The 11,279-nt window shown below is 63.9% G+C and carries 7 protein-coding genes; 2 read left to right on the top strand and 5 right to left on the bottom strand.

Annotated elements, in window-relative coordinates:
• The first annotated feature begins 441 nt into the window (after window positions 1-441).
• A complete protein-coding gene (locus LB565_RS25105; protein ID WP_224588657.1) occupies window positions 442-2,421 on the top strand; it encodes a M23 family metallopeptidase in 1,980 nt (659 codons plus the stop codon).
• 205 nt (window positions 2,422-2,626) lie between these two features.
• Here LB565_RS25105 and LB565_RS25100 read toward each other — a convergent pair whose 3' ends face one another.
• Window positions 2,627-4,180, bottom strand: coding sequence for an MFS transporter (locus tag LB565_RS25100; RefSeq protein ID WP_224588656.1), 1,554 nt, complete (start codon window positions 4,178-4,180; stop codon window positions 2,627-2,629).
• Between the two features lie 211 nt (window positions 4,181-4,391).
• Between LB565_RS25100 and LB565_RS25095 the strand changes: the two genes are divergently transcribed.
• A complete protein-coding gene (locus LB565_RS25095; protein WP_224588655.1) occupies window positions 4,392-5,024 on the top strand; it encodes a TMEM175 family protein in 633 nt (210 codons plus the stop codon).
• Here LB565_RS25095 and LB565_RS25090 read toward each other — a convergent pair.
• From LB565_RS25090 to LB565_RS25075, 4 genes are all read right to left on the bottom strand, one after another.
• Window positions 4,998-6,530: a L,D-transpeptidase family protein gene (locus LB565_RS25090; RefSeq protein WP_224588646.1), complete on the bottom strand. Its 1,533-nt coding sequence runs from the start codon at window positions 6,528-6,530 to the stop codon at window positions 4,998-5,000. The two genes, LB565_RS25095 and LB565_RS25090, sit on opposite strands and share 27 nt — an antisense overlap.
• Before the next feature lie 189 nt (window positions 6,531-6,719).
• Complete coding sequence (locus tag LB565_RS25085) at window positions 6,720-7,085, bottom strand: MmcQ/YjbR family DNA-binding protein (RefSeq protein WP_224588643.1); 366 nt, start codon at window positions 7,083-7,085, stop codon at window positions 6,720-6,722.
• Between the two features lie 117 nt (window positions 7,086-7,202).
• Window positions 7,203-9,809: an ATP-dependent chaperone ClpB gene (gene clpB, locus LB565_RS25080; RefSeq protein ID WP_224588642.1), complete on the bottom strand. Its 2,607-nt coding sequence runs from the start codon at window positions 9,807-9,809 to the stop codon at window positions 7,203-7,205.
• Window positions 9,810-10,032: 223 nt separating this feature from the next.
• A complete protein-coding gene (locus tag LB565_RS25075; RefSeq protein WP_411970691.1) occupies window positions 10,033-11,019 on the bottom strand; it encodes a DUF4167 domain-containing protein in 987 nt (328 codons plus the stop codon).
• Window positions 11,020-11,279: the final 260 nt, after the last annotated feature.

Raw genomic sequence — 11,279 nt, 5'->3', positions numbered from 1 at the left:
CGCAGAGGGCAGACCTAGAAGCAAACTTCTTCGTCGCCAGCGGCGCACCGCCCTCGTTCGTGGGCCGTATATAGTCGGACCTCCCTCGACGCGTCAACACCGATTTCCAACTTTTTTGAATTTTTTGCGACGAATTTTGCGAACCGCTTTTTCGATAGCCGACTGCCCCTGCGGCAGCCCTTGGGTCATCCACAACGAGGCCCTATTGCCGCCGCATTGGGGCGTGAAACCGGCCCATATAAGGAAGGCGCGCGCATATGTGCGAGGCGCCCCAGGACAGACGACCGCAACAGACGACAAGAGCGCCGCGCGCAGAACGCATGATTGGGGATATCGGCCCCGGCCTGCCGTTTCGTTGACTTCAACCGCCGTGACAGGCAAATGTCATGGCCGCAACGATAACGACAAGCCGTTCGCCCGGGGAAGAAGCAGCCTTTCTGGATGCCAGACACGGAAGATGTCATAGCCGAACTCGGCAACGAGCCGCCGCTGATCGCGGACGGCCGCAGCGGTCCGCCCGACCGCCGCGAGGTCTCGGCCCGCTGGCTGTCGGGCACGTTCCTTACCGGCGTCACGTCGAGTGTTTTGATGGGCGTGGCCTTGTTCGCCGCCCTTGACGGCCGCCAGCAATTGGCGACCCCGCCGGAAATCGCCGAGCTCATCGGCCTCGCCGGCGGCGGCGACGATTCCGGCGAGCAGGCAAAGACCACAAGGCTGGTGGCACCCCGCCAGATCGCCCGGGCCAAGGACCGCCGCCGCATGGAAGTGTCGATGGTCACCAAGGTCGGTGACCGCGACGTTATCCACACCATGCCATTCGTGCAGATCAAGATGGCCTTGGCCGCCGGCCACACCACCAACCGCCCCTACCCGCCATTCGACCCGATGCAGGTGTTCGGCGACGACGGCGACGACAATGCGCAGCCGGCGACGGCCATCGCGGCCGCCGGACAGATCTACGGTGCCAAGGTCGAAAGCGAGATGAGCCTGAAGACGGTCGATTTTCCGATCGAGACGGCGTCCTTCGACGAAAAGAGCGACCTTTCCGCCAACGAGGTGGAAAAGGTGGTCCGGGATGCCAGCAATGGCTTGAGTGACGGCGCCGTTCAGGTCGCCGCGCTGCATTATGTCGACCCGCAGCGATTCGGCGACGCCTTCGCCGAATCGATGGCCGGCTCCTACGACGTGAAGATCACGCAGGAAAATGTTTCGGTGGCGCCGCGCGCAGCGCTGGACGATCAGGCGCCGGCTTTCGCCGAGGAGATCATTCCCTTCACCAGGGATACCGATATCGCCGAGGCCTTTGCCGATTCGGGCTACACCGGCGACGACGCGACTGGCATGGCGGAGGCGATCGGCAAGCTCTTGAACGCCCCGGCGCTGAAGGCCGGAACGGTGCTGCGCGTCGGCCTCGAGGTGCGCGGCGATATCGCCAAGGTCGTGCGCACCAGCGTCTATGACAAGACCACGCATATCGTCACCATAGCGCTCGACGATCGCGGCCAGTATGTGCCGGCGCAGGAGCCCGAGCCCAATCCCGAGCTTTTGACGGCGTTCGATGATTCGCAGCCCGTCGTGGTGCGCGGCAACCTGCCCAATGTCTATGACGGCATCTACCGCACCGCCTATTCCTACGGCATGTCGAAAGCGATGACGCAAAAGCTGATCAAGCTGCTCGCTTCCGACGTGGATTTCCAGTCGCGGCTCTCGCCTTCTGACCGCCTCGAAGTGCTGTTCTCGCAACCTGACGGCGACGACCAGGCCTCCGACGGCTCCGAGCTTCTCTACGTCTCGTCGACCTTCGGCGGGCAAACACGCAATTTCTATCGCTTCCAGATGCAGGACGGCAGCGTCGACTATTTCGACGAGAACGGCAGCAGCGCCAAGCAGTTCCTGCTGCGCAATCCGCTGCCCAATGGGCGCTTCACCTCCGGCTTCGGGGCACGCCGGCACCCGATCCTTGGCTACGTCCGGATGCACACCGGCACCGACTGGGCAGCGCCGATCGGCACGCCGATCATCGCTGCCGGCAACGGCGTCGTCGAGAAGGCCGGCTGGGCCGGCGGCTACGGCAAGCAGATCATCATCCGCCACGCCAATGGTTACGAGACCTCCTACAACCACCAGAGCGCTTTCGCCAAAGGCATCGAGGAAGGCGTTCATGTCCGGCAGGGGCAGGTCATCGGCTATCTCGGCCAGACCGGCCTCTCTACCGGTCCGCACCTTCACTACGAACTGATCGTCAATGGCACCAAGGTCGATTCGATGCGCGTGCGCCTGCCGGTCGGCAAGGTTTTGAAGGGCGACGATCTCGTCGCCTTCAAGAAAGAGCGCGAGCGCATCGACGATCTTCTGAAGCAGGAAGACGGCAACGCGCTGAAGGTTGCCAGCGCCAAGACTGATTCGCAGCTTCCGAACTGAGCCGTTTCCCGAACCGCTCCACCTCTTTGTTTCGACGCAATTGCGGACGGAAGGCTACGGCGAAGTCGCCGGGCTTAACCGCTCACACTTTGCCTGGGATTGCTCTCGATCGGGATGACGTTTCGTCGAATCGTCATCCTGATCCAACTCTTTGTTGGAGCATGATCTTCTCCGAAAACCGATTCCCACGTTTCGGGATCATGCTCTAGTCACGCGAATCGTCTGTCTGCCGCGGCCATGGCGATGCCTGCCCGGGGACCGTGAACCAGGCGGTGAGGGAAGCAAGCACGCAAAGGAGAGCCGTGACCGCCGCGACTGCGGCGAAAGCCGAATCGCTTGCCGCGACCCTGGCCGCATCGAGGTTGGCGGCAAGCCCGGATGCGGGCGGCTCGCCGAAACCGGGCATGCCGGGGGCACGGCCGGTCATCCGCGCATAAACCCAGGCCGCCAGCGAGCCCATCGCCGCCACCGCGATCAGGCCACCGACGCGCGAGACCGCATTGTTGATGCCGGAAGCGGCGCCGGTATCCCTGTCCTCGACGGACGTCATGACCGCGGTCGACAGCGGCGACACGACCTGCGCCATGCCAAGCCCCATCAGCGCCATCAGCGGAAAGGTGCCGATCCAGAAATCGTGGATGCCGAAATGGGTGAGCAAGGCAAGGCCGGCGAAGGCGATGGCCGCGACCATGCTGCCGCTGGCGATCGGGAAACGCGGACCGATGCGATCCGACCAATGCCCGACCGGTCCGGACAAAAGCGCGATCAACGCCGACAGCGGCACGAAGATGAAGCCGACCTCGGCCTCGCTCAGCCGCCAGCCGGCGATCAAAAGCATCGGCAGGTAGAACAAATTGGCCGACAGCGCGAAATAAAGGAAAAACGTCGCCAGATTGGCGCCGGCAAAGGCCCTGATCCGGAACAGGCCGAGATCGATCATCGGCTCGCGCCGCCTGTGCTCGTAAAAGATGAAGACAACAAGCAGGACCACGCCGGCAACGATCGCCGGGCCTGACATCAACCCTGCGCCTTCGGCATTCATAGCCGTCAACCCGTAGGCGAGCAGGCCGAAAGCAAGCGTCGCCAGCGCCGCGCCGCCAAGGTCGAGGCTGCGCTTTTCGGTCGGCTGGTCGGCTGGCACCTTGGCTAGCAGCAGATAGATCGAGATCAGTCCTAGCGGCAGGTTGATGGCGAAGATCGCGCGCCAGACCCCATCGCCGAAAGTCGTCAAAACGAAGCCGCCCAGAACGGGACCGAGCGCCGTGGTCAGCGCCGATACGGCGGCCCAGATGCCGATCGCCCGGCCGCGCTCCTTCTTCGGATAGGCTTTGGCGATGATGGCGAGGCTGCCCGGCACCATGATCGCCGCGCCGATGCCCTGGATGGCGCGAAAGGCAATCAATATGGCCGGGTCGGGCGCTACCGCGCAGGCGAGCGAGGCCGCGATGAACAGCGCAATGCCGGTCACGAAGGCGCGCCGCAGGCCAAACCGGTCGCCGGCAGCGCCTCCCGCCAGGATGAGCGCCGAGAGCGTCAGCGCATAGGCGTTGGAAATCCACTGCGCCTCGGCCAGGCTGGCGCCGAGATCCGCGCGCAGCGCCGGCATGGCGATCGCCAGGATCGACCCGTCGATGAAACCGAGCGCGGAGGCGAGGATTGCCGCCACCAGCACGAATTTTCGCCGCGCCTGAGGACACAACGTACCGTTCGCCCGCGCGGGCGAATGCGAATCGGCAGTGGTTTCGTTCGCGGGTGACATGAATCTCTGCTTAGCCCTCCGGCCGTTGCGCAACAACAAGCCAGAGCATCGCTGTTCTTGAAACCAGATGACATTGGAGCTGCCGAAAACTGCGAAGCGGTTTTGGCGCCATCTATCTCTTTGACTGGAGCCCATGGGAGACGCCAATTCTGATGCAAACCGCCGATCGCGTGCTAGGTTCCAGCATTACGCATGAAGGAAGGGGGAAGCCATGAAGCGGCCGCTCGAACCGTCGGCGGAAGGACGCGGACGCATCGTGGGCATAACCGACGGCGTCTTCGCCATCGCTTTGACCTTGATCGTGCTGGAGATCAGGGTGCCGTCGCATGAGGCGGTGCATTCGGAAGGCGAATTGCTTGCCGCGATCCTGGCGCTTGCGCCGCGATTCCTGACTTATGCGCTGAGCTTCCTCACGCTCACCATCTTCTGGTTCGGACAGCAGGCACAGCATGGCTTGATTGCAAAGTCGGACCGCAGGCTCGCGACATCGAACCTGTGCTTTCTCGCCTTCATCGCCCTGCTGCCCTTCTCGACCGACCTCCTTGCCGATTTCCTCGAGTTCAGAATCGCGGTGCTGGCCTACTGGCTGAATCTCCTGATGCTGGGCGGCACGCTGTTCGCGAGCTGGTGGTATGCCGACAGGAACGGCATGATCGCCGAGGATGTCGACGCGGAGACGCGACGCACCGTCTACAAGCGGATTGTCAAGGCGCAGATCCTGTGGGCGGTCGGCGCGGCGCTTTGCCTGATCACGCCGCTGCTCAGCATAGGTTTCATCCTGCTGGTGCAGCTCATCTATGCCGCAGCGCCGCGCGCCTTACTGCTGCGTAAACTCATCGGTTGAGGTCCCGCCGACATCCGCGATTGTTGATCCGCCCACGAACTCCACCGTGACGCCCGGCGACACCAGCTTGGCAAGCTCGCGTGCATCCCAGTTGGTCAGGCGCACGCAGCCATGGCTCTCGGTTTTGCCGATCTTGGAGGGATCGGGCGTGCCGTGAATGCCGTAGGTCGGCTTGTCGAGCGCGATCCAGACCGAGCCGACAGGACCGTTCGGTCCCGGCGGGACGGTCAGGATCTTGTCGTTCTGGCCCTGCTTGAAATTGATGTTCGGGTTGTAGGTGTAGTTCGGGTCGAGCGCGATGCGCGAGACGGCATGGATGCCGGTCGGCGACGGCGTGTCGGCAGAACCGATGGTCGCCGGATAGGCCGCGACCAGCTTGCCGCTGCCATCATAGGCGTAGACTTCCTTCTTGGTCTTGTCTGCGATGATACGCGTTACCGGCGTCGAGACCAGCTTACCGAAATTGGCGACCTTGATCATCGTGCCCGGGCGATTGAAGTCCACGCCCTTGTTGATCGACTTCAGATAGGTCTCATCCATGTGGAAGCGTTCGGCCAGCGCCTCTGTGACCGAGGTGTAGCACATGCAGTCGAGCTTGGCCTTCTGGCTGTAGTCCTCCGGTATCGAGGCGACGTAGGGGCCGGCGGCATCTTCCGGCGTGATCGTGTAGGAGGCGAAGGCGTCGCCGCCCGACTGGGCAAGCGCCGCCTGGATGCCGACCGCATCGGTGGATTTCAGATTGGTGCCGTTTATTTCGTTGTAGGCGGCCAGCGCCTTGTCGACATTCGAGCCGAAGCGCCCGTCGATCACGCCCGGCGAAGCGCCTCCGCGATCGAGCAGCACCTGCAGCGCGGCAACGTCCTGGCGCACCCCGAGCGACAGCGACGGATCGACCGCGGCCTTGCCGCCGGTGTTCGGCGGCAGCGACGGCTCGGCGTCCGGATTGGTCTGAAGCACTTCGCCCTGGCCCGGCTGCTCCGGGTCGATCGACGCTTCGTTCAGCGGCTGGCGCTTTATGGTGTCGGACTTCGGCGCCTCCGGATAGGTGGTGGCGTAGCCTTCATCATTGTTGGGCGCCGGCGGATAGGCATCGACGGAATTGTCGTCATATTCATCGCCCGGCGGGGGGATGACACGGCCGTTCTCTTCCAGTTGCCGACGGCGGAAGCGCGCCATGTCCTCGGGGCTGTCGAGATAATAGCGGTCGTCGTCCTCGGCCGGCGCACGGCCGAGTTCCTGCATCCGCATCTGCCGGCGAAGCGCGCGGCGATCGAGCCTGCTCCCCGGCGGCTGGATGGCGATCACCTTGCCGGTGTCGGCATCGACCAGCACGCGGTTGCCCCTGGCGTCGTAATAGATGTCGATATTGCCTTCCTGCGCCAGCACCAGCGCACCGCGCTCGGCCGGACGCGCGCTCGGCCCGCCGTCCATGCCCGGCGTGGCGAACGCACTGGAAGACACCAGCCCGGCCGCGAGTGCCGAAAGGGAAAAGATCAAGCGCAGCATGGGGGTCTAGCTCTCCGGTCGACGAGGCTCCTGGCGGGCGAACCTTCGCCAGCAAACCAGTTACCCAGACTAAGGTTCCAATATGAACCGGGCATGAAGATGGCGGTTTTCCGGTGCTTCGAGGAATATCCGCCGATGCATGTCACGCAAACTGTGCCGCGGTTTGCGAGAACAACATGCATAAGATCATCAGGACGCGGCAAGGCCCAATTCCCTGCGCGCCTGTTTGGTCAGCTTGCGGACGACCAGGCGGTGGCTTTCGCGCAGATAGTCCTGGAGCGCCGCATCATCCATGCTTTGGCTTGTCTGACGCTGGATCCATTTCATGCCGCGCGAGGCAAGATAGGGCGCCGGCCTGCAGCCCGGCTGATCCTTCAGCACATCATAGGCCATCTCGGAGCATTTGAAGGTGACGAAAAGCTGCCCGCCCTCGTTCCAGCCGCCGATGGCGAACACCTTGCCGCCGACTTTCCAGACATGGGCGCCGCCCCACTGAACGACATGCGTCGTGGCGGGCAATGACGCGCAGAAGCCGTTGTAATCGTCGAGCTTCATCGAGTTCTTCCCGGTCATCCGAATCGGCAGCTGATTATGCGCAGTCACTGGCAATAAAAAAGCGCGTCGCACCAGTCCGGTGCGACGCGCTTCGCGTTCATTCAAGCTCGCCCGAAATCAGGCTGCGGCTTCCGTCGCCACCACGGTCGGCTTCGAGCGGAAGTTCAACCGGTCGGAGCCCGCGGTCACCTTGACGGTCGAACCGTCGAGGATTTCGCCGAGCAGGATCTTCTCCGCCAGCGGGTCCTGCAGCTCCTTCTGCATCACCCGCTTCAGTGGCCTGGCGCCATAGGCCGGATCGTAGCCCTTCGACGCCAGCCACTCGATCGCGTCATGATCCAGCGACAGCGTGATCTTGCGATCGGTAAGCAGGTTCTCCAGCCGCTTGAGCTGGATCTCGACGATGCGGTCCATGTCCTGACGGCGCAGCCGGTGGAACAGGATCACCTCGTCGACGCGGTTGAGGAACTCCGGCCGGAACGAGGCCTTCACCACGGCCATCACCTCGTCGCGCACGGCGTCGACATCCTGGTCGTCGGCCAGATTGACCAGATATTCGGCGCCCAGGTTCGACGTCATGATGATCAGCGTGTTGCGAAAGTCGACCGTGCGGCCCTGACCATCGGTCAGCCGGCCGTCGTCGAGCACCTGCAGGAGCACGTTGAACACGTCCGGATGCGCCTTCTCGATCTCGTCGAACAGCACGACCTGATAAGGCCGGCGCCGCACCGCTTCTGTCAGCGCACCGCCTTCCTCATAGCCGACATAGCCGGGAGGTGCGCCGATCAGCCGGGCGACGGAATGCTTCTCCATGAACTCCGACATGTCGATGCGCACCAGCGCGGTCTCGTCGTCGAACAGGAAGCTGGCCAGCGCCTTGGTGAGCTCAGTCTTGCCGACGCCGGTCGGTCCGAGGAACATGAACGAGCCGATCGGCCGGTTCGGATCCTGCAGCCCGGCGCGGGCGCGGCGCACGGCCTTGGACACCGCCTGCACGGCTTCGCCCTGGCCGACGACCCGCTTGCCGATCTCGTCTTCCATGCGCAAGAGCTTCTCGCGCTGCCCCTCCAGCATCTTGTCGACCGGAATGCCGGTCCAGCGCGACACGACATGCGCGACATGGTCGGGCGTCACCACCTCTTCCACCATGCCGGTCTTGCCATCCTGCGCTTCGGCTTCCTTGAGCTTCTTCTCGAGCTCCGGGATCTTGCCATAGGCAAGTTCGCCCGCGCGCTGGAACTCGCCCTTGCGCTGCGCGATCGCCAGTTCGTTGCGCGACTCGTCGAGCTGCTTCTTCAGGTCGGCGGCAAGGCCGAGCTTCTGCTTTTCGGCCTGCCATTTCGCGGTCAGCTCGCTCGATTCCTCCTCGAGGCTGGCGAGTTCCTTCTCCAGCCGGGCAAGGCGGTCCTTCGACGCCTCATCCTTCTCAACCTTCAGTGCCTCGCGCTCGATCTTGAGCTGCATGATGCGGCGGTCGATCTCGTCCAGCGCCTCGGGCTTGGAATCGACCTGCATGCGTAGCCTGGACGCCGCCTCATCGACCAGGTCGATTGCCTTGTCGGGCAGGAAGCGGTCGGCGATGTAACGGTTGGAAAGCGCCGCCGCCGACACCAGCGCGGAATCGGAGATGCGCACCTTGTGGTGCTGCTCGTATTTCTCCTTCAGGCCGCGCAGGATCGAGACCGTGTCCTCGACCGTCGGCTCGTCGACGAAGACGGGCTGGAAACGGCGGGCAAGGGCGGCGTCCTTTTCGACATGCTTGCGGTATTCGTCGAGCGTGGTGGCGCCGACGCAGTGCAGCTCGCCGCGTGCAAGCGCCGGCTTCAAAAGGTTCGACGCGTCCATCGCGCCGTCGGCCTTGCCGGCGCCGACCAGCGTGTGCATCTCGTCGATGAACAGGATGATGTTGCCGCTGGCCGAGGTGACCTCGTTGAGCACGGCCTTCAGGCGTTCCTCGAACTCGCCGCGATATTTGGCGCCGGCAATCAGCGCGCCCATGTCGAGCGCCATCAACTGCTTGTCCTTCAGCGATTCCGGCACGTCGCCATTGACGATGCGCAGCGCCAGGCCCTCGGCGATCGCCGTCTTGCCGACGCCCGGCTCGCCGATCAGCACGGGGTTGTTCTTAGTGCGCCGCGACAGCACCTGGATGGTGCGGCGGATCTCGTCGTCGCGGCCGATGACCGGGTCGAGCTTGCCGGCGCGGGCGTCGGCGGTCAGGTCGCGCGCGTATTTCTTCAGCGCGTCATAGCCCTGCTCGGCGCTGGCCGAGTCGGCGGTGCGGCCCTTGCGGATATCGTTGATGGCCTGGTTGAGCGCCTGCGCGGTCACGCCTGCCTTGGACAGGATGTCGGCGGTCTTGGCCGACTTCTCCATGACGAGCGCCTGCAGCAGCCGCTCGACGGTGACGAAGCTGTCGCCGGCCTTCTTGGCGAGCTCCTCGGCGGTGGAAAACACCTTGGCGAGAGGCTGGGCCAGATAGAGCTGGCCATTGCCGCCTTCGACCTTGGGCATGGCTTCGAGCGCGGCCTCGACGCCGAGCTTGACGTCGCGGACGCTGCCGCCGGCGCGCTCGATCAGGGACGCTGCAAGGCCCTCATCATCGTCGACGAGCACCTTGAGTATATGTTCGGGGGTGAATTGCTGGTGATTGCGCGAGAGCGCCATGGTTTGCGCGGACTGGATGAAGCCGCGCACGCGCTCCGAATATTTTTCAAGATTCATGCCTGTCTCCTTCCATCACCGGCCCGCTTTGCGGCACCGGATCAGATTGCGGTGACGGACCCGCCCATAAGAGCCGAGCCCTGTTCAGCCGAGATATGGTGTATGGGCTGCGCTCCCTCAAGACGCATTGATGTCGATCAAAGCAGAATATTCCAGCGCGCGCATAAACAAAAACGGCGGAGATTGCTCTCCGCCGTTCGCAATGCCTGAAATGGCGTCCGGATCAGTCGTTCGCGTCGGCGGCGACAGGCTCGCCGGGAGCTTCGCCAGCAACGGGCGTCGGCTCGCTGGCGACAGGCTCGATCGCCCGGTCCGCTTGCTCGGCCGGCCTGGCGCTGGCGTGGTCGCCATTGCTCGCCGCGTTGCGCGTTTCGCCTGAAGTTTCGGGGCTGGCGGCGTCAGGGTTCAAGCCCTCCGGCTGTTTGCCCTGCTCGTCACTGCCGGCCTGCTCGCCATAGCTGCCGCGCTGGCGCCGCGGACGCCGTGGCCGGCGACCGCCATTCGCGGCTTCGTTGAGCTCGGCCTGGGCCGCGAGCGCTGCCGGCGAGAAACCGTCGAACTGCGGCGCCTGCTCACCCTGGGATCCGGCTTCGCCGGCTGCCTCGGGCTGCGCCTCGTTGCGGCGGTTCTGATCGAACTGCTGGCCGCCCTGCTCGCTGCGCTGGGCGTTTTCGCCACGCGGACCGTTCTGGCCATACCCGCCGTTGCGGCGGTCGCGATGCCGGTCGCGGCCACTGTTGTCGCGCTGGTTGTTGTCGCGGCGATTGTTGTTGTCGCGACCGTTTTCCTGGTTGTAGGCGAGTTCCGCCGGCGTTCCTTCGATCACCGGCTGCGGCCCGGAGCCGTTCGCCGGCGCCTCGGCGCCGTTGCCGCTGTTATTGCCGGCATTGTCGAACTCGTCGCGATCCTCATCGAGATCGTCGTCGAAGTCGTCGCGGTTCTGCGGGACGTTCTGGATCGGCATCTGCGCCTGTGCGGCGGCAATGATGCGATTGTAGTGTTCGGCGTGCTGGAGATAGTTCTCCGCCATTACTCTGTCGCCGGAGCTTTGCGCGTCACGGGCGAGTGTGGCGTATTTTTCGGCGATCTGCTGAGCCGATCCGCGGATCTTCACGTCCGGGCCGTTGCTCTCGTAAGTGCGGGTCAGGGGATTCGGCCCCTTGCGGTTGTTGTTGTTGCCACCGCCGCCATTGTTGTTGCGACCGCGCATGCGCCTGTTCTGCTGTTGTGGCCTCATTAGACTCTCTTCATAGTGAATTTTCGAAAAACTCTTCACGAACGGAGGCGCTCATGCAGCCAGCCGTTTCGTTTCTTCACCGGCGTTCGCCCGCATCAATTGCGTTGGCGCCACGTGCCATCCTGTTCCGGTTACATCACTTGCCGGATGATTTCCCGCACGAAGCTTGGGCGTCGTTTGCGCAAGAAGGCAGCTATTTCCAAGGAAAACCGAATCGCTGGGAGCACTGCCTG

Origin of the sequence: Mesorhizobium sp. CA14, assembly GCF_020165195.1 — a bacterium.
Classification (GTDB): Bacteria; Pseudomonadota; Alphaproteobacteria; order Rhizobiales; family Rhizobiaceae; genus Mesorhizobium.
This window is presented reverse-complemented; position numbering and strand designations above follow the sequence as displayed.